Annotated in this window: 16 protein-coding genes and 1 pseudogene; 11 read left to right on the top strand and 6 right to left on the bottom strand. The window is 42.3% G+C overall.

The genetic code is table 11. From position 1 onward, the window contains the following. Positions 1–6: 6 nt before the first annotated feature. The 3 genes from HXY43_RS00735 to HXY43_RS00725 form a co-directional block, all read right to left on the bottom strand. Complete coding sequence (locus HXY43_RS00735) at positions 7–1,326, bottom strand: APC family permease (RefSeq protein ID WP_290878887.1); 1,320 nt, start codon at positions 1,324–1,326, stop codon at positions 7–9. 585 nt (positions 1,327–1,911) lie between these two features. Further along, positions 1,912–3,135 (bottom strand): sorbosone dehydrogenase family protein, encoded by a 1,224-nt coding sequence (locus HXY43_RS00730; protein ID WP_290878759.1) that lies wholly within the window; start codon positions 3,133–3,135, stop codon positions 1,912–1,914. A 548-nt stretch (positions 3,136–3,683) separates the two neighbouring features. Further along, complete coding sequence (locus HXY43_RS00725) at positions 3,684–4,445, bottom strand: hypothetical protein (protein WP_290878757.1); 762 nt, start codon at positions 4,443–4,445, stop codon at positions 3,684–3,686. 533 nt (positions 4,446–4,978) lie between these two features. On the opposite strand from HXY43_RS00725, the gene HXY43_RS00720 reads away from it, so the two are divergent. After that, positions 4,979–5,557, top strand: coding sequence for an FAD-dependent oxidoreductase (locus HXY43_RS00720; protein WP_290878756.1), 579 nt, complete (start codon positions 4,979–4,981; stop codon positions 5,555–5,557). Continuing rightward, complete coding sequence (locus HXY43_RS00715) at positions 5,491–6,012, top strand: (2Fe-2S)-binding protein (RefSeq protein ID WP_290878754.1); 522 nt, start codon at positions 5,491–5,493, stop codon at positions 6,010–6,012. Before HXY43_RS00720 ends, HXY43_RS00715 begins: the two co-directional genes overlap by 67 nt. A gap of 81 nt (positions 6,013–6,093) precedes the next feature. Here the strand turns inward: HXY43_RS00715 and HXY43_RS00710 are convergent, their stop codons facing one another. Continuing rightward, positions 6,094–6,786, bottom strand: a complete 693-nt coding sequence (locus HXY43_RS00710) for a hypothetical protein (RefSeq protein ID WP_290878752.1) — start codon at positions 6,784–6,786, stop codon at positions 6,094–6,096. Between the two features lie 334 nt (positions 6,787–7,120). Beyond that, positions 7,121–8,203, bottom strand: coding sequence for a magnesium-protoporphyrin IX monomethyl ester (oxidative) cyclase (gene acsF / locus HXY43_RS00705; RefSeq protein ID WP_290878751.1), 1,083 nt, complete (start codon positions 8,201–8,203; stop codon positions 7,121–7,123). 851 nt (positions 8,204–9,054) lie between these two features. On the opposite strand from acsF, the gene HXY43_RS00700 reads away from it, so the two are divergent. The 9 genes and pseudogenes from HXY43_RS00700 (at position 9,055) to HXY43_RS00660 (ending at position 17,991) form a co-directional block, all read left to right on the top strand. Continuing rightward, the gene (locus HXY43_RS00700) at positions 9,055–9,621 is read left to right on the top strand and encodes a chromate transporter (protein ID WP_290878750.1); all 567 of its coding nucleotides are present in this window, start codon (positions 9,055–9,057) and stop codon (positions 9,619–9,621) included. 15 nt (positions 9,622–9,636) lie between these two features. Next, positions 9,637–10,170, top strand: coding sequence for a chromate transporter (locus HXY43_RS00695; protein WP_290878748.1), 534 nt, complete (start codon positions 9,637–9,639; stop codon positions 10,168–10,170). 5 nt (positions 10,171–10,175) lie between these two features. Next, the gene (locus tag HXY43_RS00690) at positions 10,176–10,988 is read left to right on the top strand and encodes a hypothetical protein (RefSeq protein WP_290878747.1); all 813 of its coding nucleotides are present in this window, start codon (positions 10,176–10,178) and stop codon (positions 10,986–10,988) included. Positions 10,989–11,026: 38 nt separating this feature from the next. Then, positions 11,027–11,752: pseudogene (cysC, locus tag HXY43_RS00685) on the top strand (adenylyl-sulfate kinase); the annotation flags it as partial. Between the two features lie 129 nt (positions 11,753–11,881). Beyond that, on the top strand, positions 11,882–13,012 hold the full coding sequence (locus tag HXY43_RS00680; RefSeq protein WP_367161444.1) for a citrate/2-methylcitrate synthase: 1,131 nt from the start codon (positions 11,882–11,884) through the stop codon (positions 13,010–13,012). A 168-nt stretch (positions 13,013–13,180) separates the two neighbouring features. Then, the gene (locus HXY43_RS00675; RefSeq protein WP_290878746.1) at positions 13,181–14,845 is read left to right on the top strand and encodes an amino acid adenylation domain-containing protein; all 1,665 of its coding nucleotides are present in this window, start codon (positions 13,181–13,183) and stop codon (positions 14,843–14,845) included. A 115-nt stretch (positions 14,846–14,960) separates the two neighbouring features. Then, complete coding sequence (locus tag HXY43_RS00670; protein WP_290878745.1) at positions 14,961–15,851, top strand: TauD/TfdA family dioxygenase; 891 nt, start codon at positions 14,961–14,963, stop codon at positions 15,849–15,851. Positions 15,852–15,985: 134 nt separating this feature from the next. Continuing rightward, positions 15,986–17,662, top strand: coding sequence for an FAD-binding protein (locus HXY43_RS00665; RefSeq protein WP_290878743.1), 1,677 nt, complete (start codon positions 15,986–15,988; stop codon positions 17,660–17,662). After that, the gene (locus HXY43_RS00660; protein ID WP_290878742.1) at positions 17,659–17,991 is read left to right on the top strand and encodes a 4Fe-4S binding protein; all 333 of its coding nucleotides are present in this window, start codon (positions 17,659–17,661) and stop codon (positions 17,989–17,991) included. Before HXY43_RS00665 ends, HXY43_RS00660 begins: the two co-directional genes overlap by 4 nt. A gap of 85 nt (positions 17,992–18,076) precedes the next feature. Here HXY43_RS00660 and HXY43_RS00655 read toward each other — a convergent pair whose 3' ends face one another. Beyond that, positions 18,077–19,693 (bottom strand): iron uptake porin, encoded by a 1,617-nt coding sequence (locus tag HXY43_RS00655; protein ID WP_290878740.1) that lies wholly within the window; start codon positions 19,691–19,693, stop codon positions 18,077–18,079. Between the last annotated feature and the right edge of the window lie 244 nt (positions 19,694–19,937).

The raw sequence follows: 19,937 nt of genomic DNA, 5'->3' as shown, positions 1-19,937 counted from the left end.
CAATGACTAATTAGGGCGTTGTCGGTAACGATTCCATAGCAACAAGGGAATACCTGCTGCTACAACCAAAACACCCATAGTTGCCCCTACTCCCGTATACGCCAAGCTGGAGTAGAGTAGGTAGCCGCAAATCAGACAAAACAGCAGTGGTGTCCAAGGATAAAATGGCACTCGGAACGGACGCTGTACGTGGGGTTCCCGTCTTCGCAGCACAAACAACGATATGCCCGAAAGCAGGAAAAAGAACCAAAACACTGGGGCAGTATAATCCACCATAGTTTCAAAACCTTTGCGGGTGAAAGTACCGACCAACACCAGTGCTAGAGCAATCCCGGTTTGCAGTATAAATGCTTCTTTAGGCGCGCTGGGGCGTTTCTGCCAGCGTCCCATAAAGGCAAACACAGAAAAATCTTGCCCCAGAGCGTAGTTAGTGCGTGCCCCAGTAAAGATAGTAGCGTTGAGTGCCCCCAAGGTAGAAACAGCAATGAGTAAGCTAACGAATACAGCTCCGCCTTCACCCCAAAGACGGCGCATTAAATCTGCTGCCACGGCTTCTGATTGTGTCATACCTGCCAATCCCAGTCCGCGCAGGTAAGCAAGATTGATCAGCAGGTAAATAGCAGTGATAATACCAATACTTGCAAGTAGCGATCGCACTATATTACGTCTGAAATCCTGAATTTCCGCTGATATGTAAGCTGCCTCGTTCCATCCACCGTAGGATAATAGGACGAATACCATCGCCAGTCCTATCGCTCCTCCAGAGGAAGTATCAGGAACAGAGGGAACTTCTGAAGCAGAAACTGTCAATCCAATTACCACGATCAAGAGCAAGCCGAGGACTTTAGCTGCGGTGAGCAAATTTTGTGTCCACTTGCCCTGCTGCAAACCGATGATATTTAAAGCGGTAAGGAAGAGAATTGCCGTTGCAGCATAAACTGAGGATGAAAACCCACCCAGTCGCCATATTTGCGAGGCATAATCGCCAAAAACAAATGCCAGCAAGGCAATAGAACCTGTTTGAATTACCGTCATCCGCGCCCAAGCAAATAGAAAAGCAATGATCCGCCCAAAGGAACGCTTCAGGTAGTAGTAGGTTCCTCCAACATCGGGATATGTTGTTGCTAACTCTGCATAGCACAACGCTCCCACAAAAGATGCCGCGCCACCAGCTAGCCAGAACAGCAATACTGCAAGATTGCTGCCTGAATTTGCAGCGACGAGTGCCGGAGTTTGAAAAATACCCGCCCCAATGACAATACCGACAATCAGCGCAACTGCATCAAAAAAAGCTAAAGATGGCTTTGGTGCTGCGACTTCAGTCATTGCTGCCTGCGCTGGGGTGCTGTTGTAGTTTTTTTTTCTATTCACATCAATTCCTTGTTAGCTTACCAGTTCTGACTTCAGCACTACTTCTTATACTGTTTCTCGAAAAAATGACTACAAATTTTCTTGGCTTGTAGTAAGCACGCTTTGTGCTTACTATACCCCTGTCAAGGTGTGAGTCTTGGAAATGGATTTTTCTTGGTGTCTTAGTGTCTTTGTGGTGAAAAAAGAATTATTTAAACACCAAGACACTAAGCTTGCCCTCGAGCGCAGCGTAGACGACCGCAAGGGCGGCTTCCCGTAGGGTAGGGACACAAAGAGGAAGATAGTCTTCTCTACTAAGATAATGGTTCGTTTTTTACTCACCTTGACAGGGCTAGTGCTTACTACAAGCCATTTACGCTTTGGGCTTGTGCAAGGCTTGGAACTGTCATTGCAGAAATTGTTGTAGCCAAAGTCAAGCCGAAGAATACTCTTTTATTCATCGGTAATCACCTTTGAACTCTGCTTTCTTTACTTTAAGTGTGAACACAAAATGTGATGTGAAAGTGACAATCACTTGGACTCTGCTCGACATCTTAATCTTTACCGCGTAACGCGTAGGATTTTATCCCGCTGTGATGGGCAATCCCCACGTCCGTCGCAGTTACTGGTTGTCACGTACAATTCGCCGTCTGGCCCCATTATCGCCTCCCTGAGCCGCCCATACTTACCTTGCAAGTACACCTCATGTTGCCGAACTTGCTGAGGAGATTGTGGATCGAAAACAACACGCTGCAAGTGTTCGGAACGGAGGGTGGCAATGATTAAGCTGCCTTTCCACTCAGGAATGGCATTTCCTGTGTAAATTGTTGCTCCGCCTGGAGGCAAAGCTTGACGCCAGACAATAGACGGTGTGACGAGTCCTTCCTTTGATTCGCAGCGGTAGATGGTGGGCCAACCAAGATTATCGCCCGCTTGAGCTACACTGACCTTATCATGACCACTTCTATTTAACTCCCCACTCGGGCCGTGGTCAGTAACCAAGAGTGTGGATGCATCACGCCAATCAAATCCCTGAGTGTTGCGAATGCCTGTAATATAGACCGGGTTGCCTGGAAATGGATTATCTTGCGGTACTTGTCCATCTGGCGTGACGCGCAGGATTTTACCAGCCAGAGATTTAACATCTTGAGAAATTTGTGGCTCCCGTGCATCACCTGTACTGATGTAAAGCATTCCATCAGGGCCGAAACGAATGCGACCACCATTATGATATAAGGCTACTGGAATATTATCGACAATTACCCGATCTGACGAAGCGCTTTGTCCGTCCGACGATAACCGCCAGCGTTCCACACGATTGACCTGCGACCCATTTCTATCAGCAGTGTAGTACAAGTAGAAAAAGCGGTTATTGGCGAAGTCTGGATGTGCCGCAATACCGAGTAAACCACCTTCGCCACTGTCTGTAACTTTGACTGTAGCTACAGGTTTTTGCACAAGTTTGCCATCCCGCACAAGTCGCACTCGCCCCGGTCGTTCAGTAACCAGCATATTTCCATTTGGTAAAAACGCAATTCCCCAAGGTACTTCAAGACCTGTTGCTACCTCTTCCACTTGTACGTTTACCTGTCCTTGAGATCCGAAGCCTTCTTTAACTAAGGTACATGTCTGATTATTAGAGTTCTGTTGCTCAGATTGTGCAGATACTGTTGTATCTTGATCGTTTGGAGTTGCTGATTCAGATGTTGGTACAGTGCAAGACACAAGCCCTAATAAAACCATGCTTCCAACTAATTTATTAGAAAATATACTTGTGATTTTCATAGTTTTTATTTCTAATTATTATTGCTTTATGCACGGTTTTATAAGTTGATATAGCAGAGATTAGTTGACTGGAATATAGGTTGTTTTAGGAGCAAGAAATTTATTTCTTTAGTTATGATTTTTGTCTGTGGTTAAAGCAGAATTCCATAATTTTTACGCGTCAAAACCCAATTCCCAATCCCTTTTACATCTCATGACCGAACAAGGCACTCATTAAAAAGTAAAAAGGCATTCATAAAGAAAAAGAACAATGGTCACGCTTCACCATTATTTATTTATGGAACGATCGGGAAAACATTCCCAATCGAGACGCATAGCGCGAGAAATAATACGTCCAAATCAAGTTAAAAGTTAAAAGTTAAAAGGCACTCATAATAAATTGTTTTACTTTTTACTTTTTACTTGTTTTATGGTGATTATCTTTTTACTTTTTACCTTTTACTTTTTACTTCTTAATTATTACTCTGAACTCATGATTACTGCCAATGATAAATTTGAATTTTGTACACACATCAAGCTTGGCAGTAATCACAAAGGATTTTGAATTCTTAGAAGTTATAACCAACGCCTAGTAGCACGCCGATATTTGTGTCATCAAGAAAACTGACGTTTAAACCAGCGTTCGCTGTCAGGCGATCTGCGATTGGCACATCCACACCGCCAGAAACTAGAAAGCCAACATTGCTATCATCTGCTGTTGAAATCGAAACTCCGGCCCCTAGATAAGGCGCAGCACTGATTTGGGTTTCTCCTGTCTGCGTAATGGACTCAATCGGAAAGTCCAGCGTTACGGGAATCAGAAAAACTGCATCTTCACTAATTAAAGCTGCGGGACGCACAGATAAGTTATTCGTCAAACCAAGTTTGCTGATGACTGCGAAAGAACCTTCACTTAATGTTGTTTCACCTGTTATACCTATATTTCCACCGACACCAATGTAGCTAGGGCCACCACGCGTGGCTCTACCCGGTTGTACTGTTGGCGCTGGTGTTTGGACTGGTTCTTCCGCAGGTACTGGGGTTTGTATTGGTGGTTGGTATTGTTCTTGCGTTGGGGTTGGTGGTTGCGTGGGTTGTGGTGTTAGTGTCGGGGCTGGTGTGAGCGGGTCTTGCTGTTGGGTTGGCAATGGTGCTTGTTGAGCAAAGATTGAAGTTTGAGAGGAGTTTTGCAAATCAGCAGCTTTATTGCTAATGTTCTGACGAACAGCTCCGCTTTGTGCTTCTTGAGCTTGTGCTGAAAATCCGCTAAAACCAACAATTGCAGATGTAATACCTAGTAAAGAGAAAGTTCGTAAAAAATGAGAATTCATAATTACTCCTGAGCAATAATCTGGTCAAAACAATAAGGTCAAAAATTCAAAGTCCGTACAATTTTGAGAAAGTTTGCTCTATCAGTAACTACTCTCAATGCTGATTTAACAAACTTACTTTGGCTCTAGGAAGTGGAGCAGTACTGATTAATCACCGTATTTATAACATCAACAATAAATGTGACTGAAAAGTGACAATATTTTGTTTTTTAGCGCGTAAGTACGAATATTTGATAAATTAATTCGCTGGTCTTATGCCAATTGATAGATATTGATTCTAGCTTTATATGACTTGAGAGAGTGATATAACGTTTCTCATCATGCCAGCGATCGCCTTCACCAATCTATATATTTAACTGTTTCCAATGAGTTATTGTTTGGTTCACTCCCAACGTATTTGAAACTGGAAATTATTTAGGTGGAAGGATCAAATTTTGCCATTCTTAATCTGAGATCATCTATCTTAGTTAAAAGATTTAAATTTTTGCTAATGCTAACTTCGAGAGTAGGGTTGGGATGGTTTTGCATCCAATTTGCCATTTGCGATCGCCGGGGCTGTTAAATTTGACAATCAAGCTCAGTTTCATGCTCGTAAATATTTACTGCATCTTGCTAAACTAATTGATGGTAATGGCAGTTACGTGTTTGAAAACACACGTGTAGAGAAGATCGAAGAAGGAACTCCCTGTCAGGTAGTCACAGCAGCAGGAATTGTCAAAGCACGAGATGTAATTGTTGCTACTAATTTACCCATCCTGGATCAAGGGCTATTTTTTGCCAAGAATTATCCCAAGCGTTCGTATATTATCGCTGCTCGCATCGACTCAGCAAGAGCACCAGAAGGGATGTACATTGGTACTGGCAATGATTACCACTCGATTCGGACAACTCCCACCCAAGATGGAGGATTGCTGTTATTAGTAGGTGGTGGTGGGCACAAAGTTGGTACTGTCACTGACACTGAGGAACGTTACCAAAAGTTAGAAGCTTATGCTCGTTCTCGTTTTAGAGTAGAGCAGTTTGAGTACCGTTGGTCTACTCAAATATGGTTTCATTTGATCGGCTGCCTTACATTGGCAAGCTTACTCCCTTTAACAAGCATGTCTACGTAGCAACAGGGTTTAGCCTCTGGGGTATGAGCAAAGGCATGTTAGCGGGAATGTTGCTTTCAGATTTGATTTTGGGAGTAGATAATCCTTGGCTGAAACTTTACGATTCTACCCGTACAACCCCGTTTTTAACTACCGAATCTCTGAAGAATAACCTAGAGGTAGGATTTCACTGGGTTGGCGATCGCCTCAAAGGATTAGAGAATTCTTCTGTAACTAACGTGGCACGAGGCGAAGCTAAGTTACTTACTATTAACGGTAATAAGGTAGCCGCCTACCGTAACGAACAGGGAGAACTGCATGCAGTCTCAGCAACATGTACCCATCTCGGCTGTATTGTTAATTGGAACAGCGCCGAGAAAAGTTGGGATTGTCCCTGTCATGGCGGGCGTTATAGCTATGATGGCAAAGTATTGCACGGGCCACCAGTGAAAGACCTCGAACGTTACAAAGTTTAAATCTAAGCTAAATAAGGCAAAATCTAAAAGTCAAAAGAGCAACTCTATTCTTTTGACTTTTGACTTTTGACTTTTGACTTTTTAAGGCATCCACTCCAAAACTAGTCCAACACGACTATCTTTGTCTTGGCGAGAGTTCTGTAGTTGAATATCTGTTGAGAAACGCATGTGAGGAGTAAAAGCATAGCCAGCTGACAGCGTTGTTAAACCCACTTCTTCCTCACTACCAACAGACAGCCAACTTTGAGTTAGAGAAATATCTGCCGCACCGCCACGAGATAATACCAACAGCACCTTCACGCCCAGATTCACCCCATTTGTTGAATAATCGTTACTTTGCAAATACCGATATCCTAGCAATGGTGCAAAGTTAACATAGCTACCCAAAGGACGTAGATAATAATATAAATCCGCACCGTAAGCTTCACGTTCACCATTAAACGCTGCTTGATAATCAGCACTCACTGTCAAACCATTTTGACCAATAAACACGTCCTCTACACCAAAATTTATTCCTCCTGCTTGTCCTGTGGAGGGAAACTGAGAATAACCCAGGCGTATCTTAGTGCGAAAACTGGGTTCATTTTGAATTTCCTCCAATACATTCGGTACTTGCCGTCGCCACCGCTGCAAAACTGGACTTTTTTTAATAATTTCTGGGCTTAAATCCAAATCTTGGGCAGATGTGCTTGGAGTTTGACTCCAAGCAGGGCTAGCTGCCAAAAGCAAACTTATACCCAGCCCAACACAGAAAATTGACAACTTGCCTCTCATTCTTTGGCGTCCTAATCTACCTTGAAGCCGCTGATGCTTCTAATACCATTTCTCTAAATACTTGATACAAATTATCCTTTACAGCCCTGCTTAAAAAGGGGGTTGGGGGGATCTAAGCTCAAAGGAATTGGTATAATACCAAGTTGTTTTCAGATATAGCAATTCGTGCCCTCTCCCCCTCCCCTGTTCCCAATTGGGAGAGGGGTGCCGGCAGGCGGGGTGAGGGAAGTACTATCTTTGACTGCAACCTAGTATAAGGCGTCTATGGCGGCTCACAAAAAAAGTGGTTCTGCTTTCAGCAAAACCACTTAATTTTTAACAAAATCTCAAGAACTTAGCGCACACTACCTTGAATTGCAGTTACGTCAATGGGTTTCATCAAGTACAACCGCAGGAACTGCCAACCATTGGAGATGTAAAGGGGCAACTTCTGGAAGAATTGCAGGAATTTGGGGGTGTTGGAGTTGGCGTTGGCGATCGCTGTCAATTTTTCGTTATTCTTGACACAAATTTCCAACCGTTCGTAAAACTCTGGATTTTCTACATTCAGAATTACCGGGAACACCCGCGCTGAAGTCTCATTAGTTTTTTCAATCACGTATTTGTCGTATTCTCGTGCATCCAGCCCAATCGAGGCATAGAAGCCACTGCGCTGAATGTCGTTGAGATACATCGTCACAAATACTGACAATAAGAAGAACCGACACCACAACCGCGCCTTCCAGTCATTCAACATTTGCGGCTGGGATTTCATCACAGCGTCAAAGAAATCCCCGTGGCGGTTTTCATCCTGACACCAGTTTTCAAACCAGCGGAAAATTGGATAAACCCGGTCTTCGGGATGTGCTTCTAGGTGACGATAAATTGTGATATACCGCCAATAACCAATTTTTTCGGAAAGATAAGTGGCGTAGAAGATGAATTTCGGCTGGAAGTAGGTGTAATTTTTGCTCTTAGTCAGAAATCCTAAATCCAGAGACAGATTAAAATCTGCCAATGCTTTATTCAAGAAACCAGCATGACGCGCTTCATCCCGCGACATCAGAGCAAAACACTCTGCCAGGACGGGGCTTTTGTCCTTAAGACGACGGCTAAGTTCTTTGTATAGTAAAAAGCCGGAAAACTCTGCCGTACAAGAACGCTCTAGAAATTCAACGAATAATCGGCGAGTTTCCCCGTCAATATGATCCCAGGATTGTTCAAATTCCTCGTCCCGAACAAAGTGATGGCGGTTATAGTCAGCGCGGAACTCTTCCAGGATGGCTCTTAACTCGTCTTCGTTGACGGAGATATCCATCCGCGCCATCGCATCAAAATCAGTGGTGTAAAACCTGGGTGTTAACAGGGTTTCTTTGGCTGGGGCTTTTATTCCCGGGCGCAATTCTTCAAAACCTGGTTTTTTTAGGGAATCTACCATGTTGTGATTGCTCTTGTGTCTTTTTATTGTTCAATGCCCTAGAAAGCCAAGGTTTTTGCTTTCAGGCGGTGCAACAGATCAGAATAATGCATTTGTGTATTAAAAATCAGTCTACCAAGGCGCGGTGTGGGAGCAGAGGGATAAAACATTAAGAGTTGCAACAAATCATCAATTTCTTCTCTCGAATAAAATTCGCGTGCTGTTAGCGCGCCTGCGGCTCAATGTAGAGCTTGTATGCGCTAGTGCTGCTAACGCATTTTTGCAAATCGAACGGTCTAGCTACCATTATTTGCCCTATATAAAGTTAGTTAATATATTGCATTAATTGCTTGACCGTTATATATTTTTAGAGAAAGAAAAATAATCATGCTCTCACCTTGCACCTATCCCCATGTCTGTGCATGAAAGTTTTGAAACGCATGCTTTGCTTCATGAGGCTATGGTGTTCAGTTAAGAAGTGTTCCCTTAATTTTGTTGCAAGACAGCAGGAGGATGTGAAGATGCCCGTGACTGTTGTTACACATATGCTTGCATTGGAATGGGTTGCCTATAGGACAGCTAACAGCTTCAATGCAGGTATCCTAATATAGCTTTTTCTCTCAAAAAATCGCTTCTTCCTTGCTTGAGACTGCCCTTCACTGAACTGTATTCAGACTATCAGCATCCTGTTCCTTCAAATAAACGACCAGATAATTAGGGTCATATCGCTTGCAAACATCAAGTATATGATAGACAAACTCTGCGGATGCTTTTGGGAATGATTCAAGATTACTTTCACCAAGGCTTAAATTTGTTTTTTTACGTTTGGCAATTCATTATCAATAGATGCATGTGAGGACAATCATAAATATATGTCGAATGCATCAACAAAACAAGTGCAACAAACCAATTCTCCTTCCCTCCGTGTACTAGTTGCTTTTTTTGCAGGGATTGGAGCAAGAGCTTTCGGTGGTGCAATTCCCACCCACGTTTTACCTATTTGCTTAAAGCAAGGTTGGCTGACAAACAGCGAAAGCTTAGAAGCTTTGAATTGGTGCCGATTCCTTCCAGGAACTGGAGGTACCAATATTTCAGCATATTTAGGATATTACTGGCGAAAAACTGAAGGAGCAATACTGGCGACACTCGCTGTGGTGCTACCTGGTTCTGTGGCGATACTGGTGGGATCAAAGTTGCTATCGCAGCTACCCGAACAGATCGTTCAAGCATCTCTGACCGCAGTCGTAGCGGCCAGTATTGGAATACTTTTAGAGTTAACCTGGAAACTGGCTAAACCTACTATTACCGACTATATTCGATTTTTAGTGGCGATCGCTGCGTTTATTCTAGTAGGGATTTTTAGAGTTCCTATTCCCTTAGCTTTGGTTGTAGTTGTGCCCTTTGCTTGGCATTTGAATAGCAAAACTCAAAAAAAATAACTGATTTTGCTGCCGATGCACGTCTTACTTGATTTATTTTTCACATTTGCTTATTTGGCTCTGATTAGCGTCGGGAATTCAAGGGCTGTCATCACAGAGATGGAACGCCTGGTTGTTACTGTCCACGGGTGGATGAGTCATCAAGCATTTGTCGAAGCTTATGCACTGGGATTGTTGGTACCAGGACCGAATATGCTTAATGTTGTGCTGATTGGCAATCATGTAGCTGGTTTAGCAGGAGCAGTAGCTTCTGGGTTAGGAATGTTTGGTCCCACTTCCTGTTTGTTAGCAGGTGTAGCTTGGTTCATAAAACAACCGAATCCTCCCGCCTGGATCAAACAATTTCATGCTGCTTTGGGCCCAGTAACAATTGGTTTGATGTTGGCAACTGCTTGGAATCTTGGTAAGGATATATTCCTAAAGGATATATTCGGCACTGCCGTCTGCTTTTTAGCACTACTCTTATCTGTTCTAGGCTTACTGAATACAGGCTGGGTAATAGTGTTGGCGTTATTGGCAGGAGCCATTAAGGGTTTTTTTTCTAATTAATTGTTATGGAATTTAGAAACGATAATCTATTTACGTTTTTTGCCTTAAAACGTAGCGGACATCACGCTGTCATGGTTTGGCTAGCTTATCACTTTAATCTGCCTATCTTTGTTTTGAACAATATAAAACCCTATACAGATCCATTCCTGACTAGTGGGTTTAACAATAACTGGGGCAAGGGATCAGACTGGTTGGTTTACGTTGAAGATGTTGAACAAATTCGGAATGTACATAAGCACTGTTTAATGCTCAGTGTTCAGGATTTTAATATCACCAGCCTGGCGGATGGAAGAGATTTTATCTGGGAACGTCAAAGAACAGTTGGTGAAAGCTTGAGATTTTTTAACATTTTAATCCTAAGAGATCCATTCAATATGTTGGTGAGCCGTTGGCATAAACCAGGTCTAATTCCTAAATTAATAGATGATTCAGAAATTTTAGACATGTGGGAAATTTATGCTGAAGAATATCTAGGAATAACTAATTATATCAAATCCAAGATAGCGATAAATTATAACTTATGGTTTTCAAGTATTGACTACCGCAAAAAATTATCCGCACAGTTTGGACTTGATTTCACAGATACTGGACTCAATGTTGTTCCAAAGACGGCAGGTGGTACTGGAAGTAGTTTTGATAGAACTTCTTATGATGGCAGAGGAAATCAAATGAAAGTGTTAGAACGTTGGAAAGTTTGCCAGCAAGATCAACGTTTCTGCGAAGCATTTCGAGAGCGAAACAGACTAGCTAATCTTTACCGAAAAATTTTCCCTCATGACTCAGAAATTGAGGCATTTATGCAGGCAATAGGAATTTAGATAAAACTCAAATAATGACGAAAAAGGAAATCTGAAGTATGAGAGATAAAGGTGTCATCTTGTGGTTTACAGGTCTTAGCGGTGCCGGTAAAACTACGATTGCTAGAGGAATAGAACGTGAACTGAAGGCACGTAATTGTTTAGTTGAGGTTTTAGATGGTGATGAAATTAGAAAGCATATTTCAAAAGAACTAGGATTTACTAGGGAAGATAGAGATACTAACATTCGCCGCATTGGATTTGTAGCGAATCGGCTGAGTCGAAATGGAATTGTGGTGATTGTCGCCGCAATCAGTCCTTATCGGACTACTCGCGATGAAGTTCGGATGATGAGTGAGAACTTTATAGAAGTTTATGTTGATGCACCACTTGAAGTTTGTGAAGCACGAGATGTAAAAGGTTTATATGCTAAAGCTCGCTCTGGCAAGATAAGGAATTTTACAGGTATAGAAGATCCCTACGAGCCTCCCATTAATCCAGAGATAATTTGCCACACTACAAAAGAAAGTATCGAGAAATGTATTAATAAAGTTATTGCTGAATTAGAGCGGTTAAACTACATTCCCATAAACCAAAGTATTGAAGATATTGTTTCTCAAGTATTAAATCTACCTAAGTCAGCTATTAGAGATGATTTAGAATACCAGTCGATCGCAGAATGGGATTCCCTAAGTCATATAGCTCTCATGCTTGCTATTGAGAAAGCGTACAATACTCAAATTAGCGAGGATATGATGTTAAAACTAACATCTATCGCAGCTATTCGGGAATATGTTTTACAACAAAAATCATCTTTATTTGTAATAAAAAATCAGTCTTTAATAGATAAGCAAATAGAAACACTAAACATAAGTGCTATAAAAGATAAAAATAACATAACTAATCAAGATAACTTGAACCGGGTAGTAATTCATAGAGGACTCAATGGAGTATTATTCGACAATACCCGAACAACATTAATTGATGGTCAATTTGGCAAGCTATTACATTGTGGCTACTCAATTCAGGAGTTAGCTGAACACTCTAACTTTGAGGAAGTTACTTACCTTCTAATCCACAAGAAGTTACCAACATCTGCTGAGTTAGAAGCTTTTGATAATCAACTTAAAGAAGCTCGCTCTATTCCCGAACAGGTAGTTGAAGTTATCCGTATTGTACAAAATTCACACCCAATGGATGTGCTACGTACAGCAGTTTCTGCGCTCTCTACTTTTGAAGCGGAACGAGAGAACAATACAGTTGAAAAAACCTTAAGTAAGGGAATCAGGCTAATTGCTCAAATGCCAATTATTGTGGCTACCCACCATGCAATTCGTACTGGTCGTGTACCTACTCAAGCTAGCAAAACGCTTTCACATGCAGCAAATTTTCTTTACATGCTTCATGATAAAACTCCATTGGAACAAGAAGTAAAAATTCTAGATCGGGACTTTGTTCTTCACGCCGATCATGGTTCCAATGCTTCTGCCTTCACTGCTCGCATAGCCACAGGAACTCAGGCTGATCTACACTCAGCAATCACCGCAGCTATTGCCACATTCTCCGGTTCACTGCATGGTGGCGCTGTAGAATTTGTGATGAAAATGCTCCAAGAAATCGATCAGCCAGAATTGGCAGCCCAGTACATCAGAAAATTGCAAAAAGAAAATTTGCCCATCTTTGGATTTGGTCATCGTGTTTATCGAACCGAAGACCCCAGAGCTTTTCATCTTCGAGAAGCAGCCAAATATTTAAGTTTTGAACGGGGAGAAACTAAGTGGTTCAGAATTCTTGAAGCCATAGTTGATGAAATGAGTTCGTATATTGATCGTGGTGTTAATGTGAATGTCGATTTCTACAATTGTGTTACTTATCATTTGCTAGGTATTCCACATGACCTATTTGTTCCAGTCTTTGCTATTAGTCGTATTTCTGGTTGGATAACGCAAGTACTAGAACAATTAGAGAACAACATTCTCATTCGTCCCGTTCTAAATTATGTTGGAGAGAGTGAGCGTCCCTACATCCCAATTGCAGTTCGCTAATTGTAAGTATCTGGAGATGAGAATAAAACAGTTATCTATATAAAGATAACTGTACTGTAAAGCTTACTTATGTTTTTTATTCGACTGATATAATTTTTTGCCTCTATACCTTTAGTTTTATGAAATCAATAATTTTGAAAATTTTTCAAGTCATTTCAGAAGGTAGCTATGGAACAAACTGTACAATTGAACAAAACTCATAATTCAACACAAAGTAAGAGACTTCACACTTTCTTTTTGGAGAGTGCTGCGCGTTATCCAGAAGTTCCAGCCATCTCTGTAGGCGTTCGCGAACTGACCTATGCAGATGTGGAAGATACGGCTCGACGCTGGGCATCATCTCTTTTAGAAGCTTGCCCCACAGCACCTAAACGAGTTGGCATTTTAGCTTACCGTAGTGAAGTAGGTTATATCGGTGTACTTGCTACCTTATTTGCTGGAGGCACCTTCGTTCCTCTTAACCCAACCTTCCCTGCACAACGAACTCGTTCCATGATGGAACTTGCCGCTCTTGATGCACTCATAGTAGACGGAAATTCTCTCAAGCAACTGACGGAAGTTATTGAAAGTCTGCGGCAAATACAGGTAGTGCTTCTACCTGAAACTGATACGTTTTGTATTTCCCCTATTGGTGTTAGGGTTCTGAATCAAGCTGACCTAGAGAAGGCAAAACCTCTACAGCAATTGCCCTCTGTACCAGATTATGCACATGCCTATCTACTCTTCACATCTGGAAGTACAGGTCAACCAAAGGGTGTACCAATTACCCATGCCAACGTTGTGCATTTTCTTGAAGTCAATCAACGACGCTATCAACTTACGCATGAGGATCGACTTAGCCAGACCTTCGATCAAACTTTCGATCTCTCTATTTTCGACCTCTTCATGGCATGGGGAAGTGGTGCCTGTGTGTGTGCCATTCAGCCCATTCAACTACTTTCGCCATTTCGTGTTGTGCGGGAAAAAAACATAACAGTGTGGTTCTCTGTGCCATCAGTTATCAGCCTCTTGCGTAAAAAAAATTTGCTCAAACCTGGTAGCCTATTAAGTTTACGTTTAAGTCTCTTCTGTGGTGAAGCCTTAACAAAAGATTCAGTAGAAGCTTGGCAGTCTGCCGCACCTAATTCCATTATTGAGAATCTCTATGGACCAACTGAGCTAACTATCGCTTGTGCAGCTTATCGATGGCATCCCGAACACTCTCCAACAGAGTGTTTCAATGGGATAGTACCGATTGGTCGCGTGTACGAAAATCTTCATGACCTTGTAGTAGATGAAAATCTTCAGCCTGTGCTATCTGGTGAAGATGGAGAACTATGTGTTGCTGGTGCTCAAACATTTCCAGGGTATTGGAATGACTTTCAAAAAACGGCCTTGAGTACGTTTACACGTTCCGATCAACATGGCAACAAGCTACGTTACTACCGTACTGGTGACCGAGTCAGACTTGTAGAAAATAATTATATCTACCTTGGTCGCATGGATCGGCAAATAAAAGTGTTGGGGTATAGAGTTGATCTAGGGGATGTTGAGGCGACATTACGCGCAGTACCTGGCGTGATAGAGGCAGTAGCTTTAGGGTGGCCTGTTAATAATGAAGGTTGTGAGGGCATAATTGCCTTTGTATCAGGTAATTTGCTGAATGTTGAGTTGCTTACAGCTAAAGCTCGCAATTGTTTACCTGCCTATATGGTTCCGCGTACCATCCACGTCCTTGATAATATGCCACTTAATGCTAATGGCAAAGTTGCTCGAAATCTATTGTATGAAAAATTAGGTTCTTCAGGACTTAGCATACCAACAAAAGCAACTCCGTATTTCCATAATTGCTAAAAGCTTTTTTGGTAAAAATTGCAGAGTTTTATAGCATAGCTGAATAACCACTTACAAAAGCGATCGCGTTCTGTCTTCTGATGAGTCAACTTAAGTAGAAGAAGGAGTTTGGACGATGCTAACTGATAAGATCCAAATGGTTAACACAGATGATTTGGAAGCTAATTTAGATGTTCAAGAAACCATTGAACCTTCCAAAATCAATATTAATCAGGTCACATTAAAAGTTAGTAAAGTTACAGAAATTTTAGAGCCAGAAAGACAGAGGCTATTTGAGATATTCAACAAATTTAAATTTATCATCCTAGAATGCGATCCTTTGCCAAATCTTCAAGACAATTTATTAGATTTAAAGAAATTTTTTGGTTCTGTATTGAGACATCGCCGCTCTGACGAACATGGTATTGTTGCGGTTGAAAATTTATACAACTCCCCTGCTAATAATGTTTCACGTTCTGCCACTAATCGAATGCATCCCATGCATACAGATGGCACAGCTGATATAGATCCTCCTAAAGTTGTTGCTCTGCAATGTGAAATAAATTCTCACAATGGAGGATATTCTCAAATTGTTTACGGTGAATCTGTCTATGATTATTTAATGAAAAATCATCCCCAAGAATTGCAGAAGTTATTTACTAATCCAGTAAGCATAACTAATCTAGGCGGTAAAACAGATACACGACCAATATTTATTGAGAAAGAAGGCAGAATATTAATGAGTTTCAAAGCAGATTCAGTCGTCACAATTACAGTCCCGCCTCCAATCGAAAAGGTTTTCAATATTATCAAAAACTATGTTAATGACCCAAATAATCAATTTATATTTAAGCTGAAAGCTAATCAAATTCAGATAATCGATAATATGAGCGTGCTACATGGAAGAACATCTTTTCCAGAGAATGAGATTCGCAAGATAAATAGATTATGGTTTGATGGAATTTCCGAATATACTCATCAACTACAATTTGGTTTTATCCCTAAATCCAAATTGTTAAATCCTTAGACACTAGGTTGATACTTTCATGCTACAGTTTCAACCATTTGCCCCCGAGATCAGACGCTTTTCCCAGGAAGTCATGTCGCGAGTTCGTTCCCTACAAGTGGTGGCGTAAAAAGACCGAGCAAAGGAGATTTACCGTGAGCACAAATTTATCTCAAACGGGGAAAATATCTACCAGTTCTTCTCAGTTGGAATTGGAGACTGATGTCCTGGTCATTGGCGGTGGTCCAGCTGGGACTTGGGCGGCATGGAGTGCTGCTGTTCAAGGTGTGAGAGTCATACTTGTAGACAAAGGCTACTGCGGTAGCAGTGGAGCCACCGCTGCTGCTGGAACTAGTGTGTGGTATATTCCACCCGATCCACAGCAACGCGAAGCAGCAATAGCTTCTCGGGAACCTGTTGGAGGATTTCTCTGCGATCGCCGTTGGATGGCTCGCGTTCTAGATCGGACTTACACAAACCTAAATATGCTGGCAGATTGGGGCTACCCCTTTCCCGTTGATGATGAAGGTCGTCCCTACAGGCGATCGCTCCAACAAGGTGCGGAGTATATGCGCCTGATGCGGAAAAAGATTAAAAAAGCAGGAGTGCAAATCCTTGACCATAGTCCAGCCTTGGAACTGCTTGTAGACCCAGAAGGTATGGTAGCAGGGGCTGCGGGTGTTTGTCGTCAAATCGGGGAGCGCTGGAAAGTCCGAGCGGGAGCTGTTGTGATTGCTACAGGAGGTTGTGCTTTCCTCAGTAAAGTTTTGGGCTGTAATGTCCTGACAGGGGATGGTTATCTCATGGCAGCAGAAGCAGGTGCACAGATGTCGGGTATGGAATTTTCCAATGCCTATGCGGTTTCTCATGCTTTTTCTTCAGTAACAAAAAGGGGTTGCTTTCGCTGGGCAACCTTTACCTATGAAGATGGAACAGTCATTGAGGGAGCAGATGCTCACAAAGGTTATCCTGTCATTGCTCGTGTCTTACTCACTCAACCTGTTTACGCCTGCTTGGACAAAGCTACTCCAGAAGAACAGGAGATGATGCGAACTGTCCAGCACAACTTCTTCCTGCCATTTGACCGCATGGGAATTAATCCGTTTACTCAACGCTTCCCCGTGACCTTGCGTTTGGAAGGAACTGTACGCGGGACAGGCGGTATTCGGATTGTAGATGATACTTGTGCTAGCTCTGTACCTGGTCTTTATGCAGCTGGGGATGCAGCAACACGGGAATTAATCTGCGGTGCTTTTACAGGCGGTGGAAAATATAATGCTGCTTGGGCAACCTCTTCTGGATTTTGGGCAGGAGAAGCAGCAGCATCCTTCGCCCGTAAGTTAGGAAATAAAGCAAATCAACGTTCAGTCCAGGGAATTGGTGGGGTTGCTGTGCGTTCTCATAACGACAGCGATCGCAATTTTCCTTCTACTGAGATAATTCGCTCCGTGCAAGCAGAAATACTCCCCTATGACCGCAATCTATTCCGTACAGAGCAAGGTTTATCAGAGTCTCTCAGCCGCCTGCACGATCTGTGGAAGGAAATTCGCAACAGCGAAGTAGTCGAAGAAAGTCAGCTAGTTCAAGCAAGAGAAGCTACTGCTATGGTTGCAACAGCAAGGTGGATGTACGCAAGTGCTTTGGAACGTACAGAAACTCGCGGACTGCACAAACATCTGGATTATCCGCAGCCAGATCCAAATCAACAACACCGCTTGCTTAGTGGTGGATTAGATCAAGTCTGGGTAAAAACAGAACCCTCAGTTATCAAAACAGAAATCACTCAATCCCAAGTCCAAAATCCAAAATCCAAAATCGGAGTAGCGCTGTGATTGAACTTGTTGTTGAATCTCGCTGCATTAAATGCAATATTTGTGTTTCTGCTTGCCCAACTAACGTCTTTGATAAAGTACCAGATGCTCCGCCCAAAATAGCTCGTCAGAGTGACTGCCAAACTTGCTTTATGTGCGAACTGTATTGTCCAGTAGATGCACTGTACGTGGCTCCACAGGTAGATGAGTCTGTTCCTGTGGATGAAAACACTCTCATGGAATCGGGGTTATTAGGTAGTTACCGTGAAAATGTTGGTTGGGGACCAGGACGTATCCCAGCAGGACATAGAGAAAAATCAGCGCGTCTTTTCGGAAATATTAGTAAATAAGAAAAAATATTCTGGCTCACCTGAACCTCAAGCAGAATCTTGGATTATGTAAAGTAGGCAATAGAATCGCATTGGAAGAATATCTCTAAAACTTGAAGCTAGTCCGGATTGTTCCTACAAATATGCTGTCGTTGTTATCGTTATGTTCTGTATTGGTAATGACAAATAAACCAGGGGTAATAGCAATATTATCTGTGACTTGTAACCGATAAAAACCTTCTATATGCAAAGAGGTATTTTGATCTTCTACCAAGCTACTTTCTATAACTTTTGGCGGCATACCAAAGACAATCCCGGCTAAATTACCTTTTCCTCCCAAGTCTGGAAAAGCTAAAGTTAGAGCATAGTTCAAGATATCTGCGCTATCATCGCTGACTTCCGACTGTGCAGATGAGTAGCCTAACCAACCAGAAACAGTAAATAGAGGATTCACTCGCCAGCTGGTTTCTAAGCTAAAGGAATCTGCTGAAGTAGCAATATTACCAAACGGTCTCCTGGCATTGGCACTACCTGTATTACCTGTAAGGTTGACGCCACTATTGCCACCTCCCGCATAATAGGAGCGCACATAAGTCAAGCCTATATCTAAATTTTTGATCGGCTCAAAAAAGAATTGTGCCAAAGCGCTGTAATTACCATCAAAAAGCCCATTTTTATCGGCAGGATCTTCAGCATCACTAACCATGTAGGCTAAAGTGAGATTGACGCGATCGCTAAACTCGTAGTTAATACCTAACCCTGCACCGTCACTGGTTCGGTAAATAGGGTTATACCGCCCAAAGCGGGAAATGCTACCGGTAGCAGCGTTTTTGATGGGACTGAGTGGTTCCGCAAGGTCAGTTAACTCCGTTTCAGCAGCAGCAAGGGTGAGTTTCACCTTATCGCTTAATGGAAAGTAATAGTACAAATCATCTATCCCAACCTGGTTGTCATCATCGCCATCAAATCCCAAACGGGTCATTCTAGTACCTGTGACACTACCCTGAAACTCAGTGATGTTTCTGCCTTGCAAGCGGACTTTTAACAGGTCTTTACCAGTAAAGCTAGTATCAAAATTCAGACGCGCGCGGTATGCTAGGATAATATTATCTTGCAAGTCTGGGTTGTTATTTGCATCGTCGTCTGTATCAGCTGCATCCTCACCAAAAACACCAGCTACTGCAAAGATAACTTCACCTGTAAGTTTTGTAGTGGTAGAAAACTGATTTGCTTCTATTTCAGCTGTACGAGCTTCTAACGCATCTATACGACCGCGCAAGGTAGCCAGTTCTGTTGCAAACTCCTCTTGTAACTTTTGAAGTGTCGCTAAATCCGCTTTGTTTACCAAATCACTTGTAGCGGTGGCAATAAGTTCATTCACTCGGTCTAAACAAGCATTCAAACCAGCAGCAAATTCGTATCGCGTCATGGGTCGATTGCCTCGATACGTACCATTTGGGTAGCCAGCAATACAACCATACCGTTCTACAAGAGATTGCAGTGCACCAAATGCCCAGTCTGTAGGCTGTACATCGGACAATTGAGAAACGGAGCTAACTTGTCCCTGATTGATTTGAGAAAATTCAGGTAAAACACTAGATTCAGGCTGAATTTGGTTATTTACCGATACTTCAGCTCTAACTGTTGAGGGTAAGAGAACGAAAGTTGCTACTATGACAGCAGGGCTAAGTAGCAAAGAATTTAATTTTATTCTTGATATCACTTCTTCACACCTAATCTATTTCTAAAGACTTGCTTCCTAAGCAGAGTGACACGCCGTTATTAATGACTAATGTTTCTTTTATTTGCTTTCGTGTATGCAATGGAAGAGGCTGTTCTGTATAAATCCCCAGGGTAAGAGCATCTCAATCAGGCTTGACACAAGGAATCAGAAGAATCTAAAGTGTTGCTAATGAAAAAACAATTGAGAACCTGAACCATATAATTGTTATCCATAGCAGTGCGTT

The sequence above is a fragment of the Fischerella sp. genome (genome assembly GCF_013388695.1).
Lineage (GTDB): Bacteria > Cyanobacteriota > Cyanobacteriia > Cyanobacteriales > Nostocaceae > PCC9605.
The sequence above is the reverse complement of the archived record's forward strand: the minus strand, read 5'-3'. Positions and strand labels throughout refer to the sequence as shown.

Excerpts from the sequence above, each read along its gene's own strand:
- HXY43_RS00735 (WP_290878887.1), bottom strand. The coding sequence starts at position 1,326 with ATGACTGAAGTCGCAGCACCAAAGCCATCTTTAGCTTTTTTTGATGCA.
- HXY43_RS00730 (WP_290878759.1), bottom strand. The coding sequence starts at position 3,135 with ATGAAAATCACAAGTATATTTTCTAATAAATTAGTTGGAAGCATGGTT.
- HXY43_RS00725 (WP_290878757.1), bottom strand. The coding sequence starts at position 4,445 with ATGAATTCTCATTTTTTACGAACTTTCTCTTTACTAGGTATTACATCT.
- HXY43_RS00715 (WP_290878754.1), top strand. The coding sequence starts at position 5,491 with ATGGTTTCATTTGATCGGCTGCCTTACATTGGCAAGCTTACTCCCTTT.
- HXY43_RS00710 (WP_290878752.1), bottom strand. The coding sequence starts at position 6,786 with ATGAGAGGCAAGTTGTCAATTTTCTGTGTTGGGCTGGGTATAAGTTTG.
- acsF (WP_290878751.1), bottom strand. The coding sequence starts at position 8,203 with ATGGTAGATTCCCTAAAAAAACCAGGTTTTGAAGAATTGCGCCCGGGA.
- HXY43_RS00700 (WP_290878750.1), top strand. The coding sequence starts at position 9,055 with ATGTCGAATGCATCAACAAAACAAGTGCAACAAACCAATTCTCCTTCC.
- HXY43_RS00695 (WP_290878748.1), top strand. The coding sequence starts at position 9,637 with ATGCACGTCTTACTTGATTTATTTTTCACATTTGCTTATTTGGCTCTG.
- HXY43_RS00690 (WP_290878747.1), top strand. The coding sequence starts at position 10,176 with ATGGAATTTAGAAACGATAATCTATTTACGTTTTTTGCCTTAAAACGT.
- HXY43_RS00675 (WP_290878746.1), top strand. The coding sequence starts at position 13,181 with ATGGAACAAACTGTACAATTGAACAAAACTCATAATTCAACACAAAGT.
- HXY43_RS00670 (WP_290878745.1), top strand. The coding sequence starts at position 14,961 with ATGCTAACTGATAAGATCCAAATGGTTAACACAGATGATTTGGAAGCT.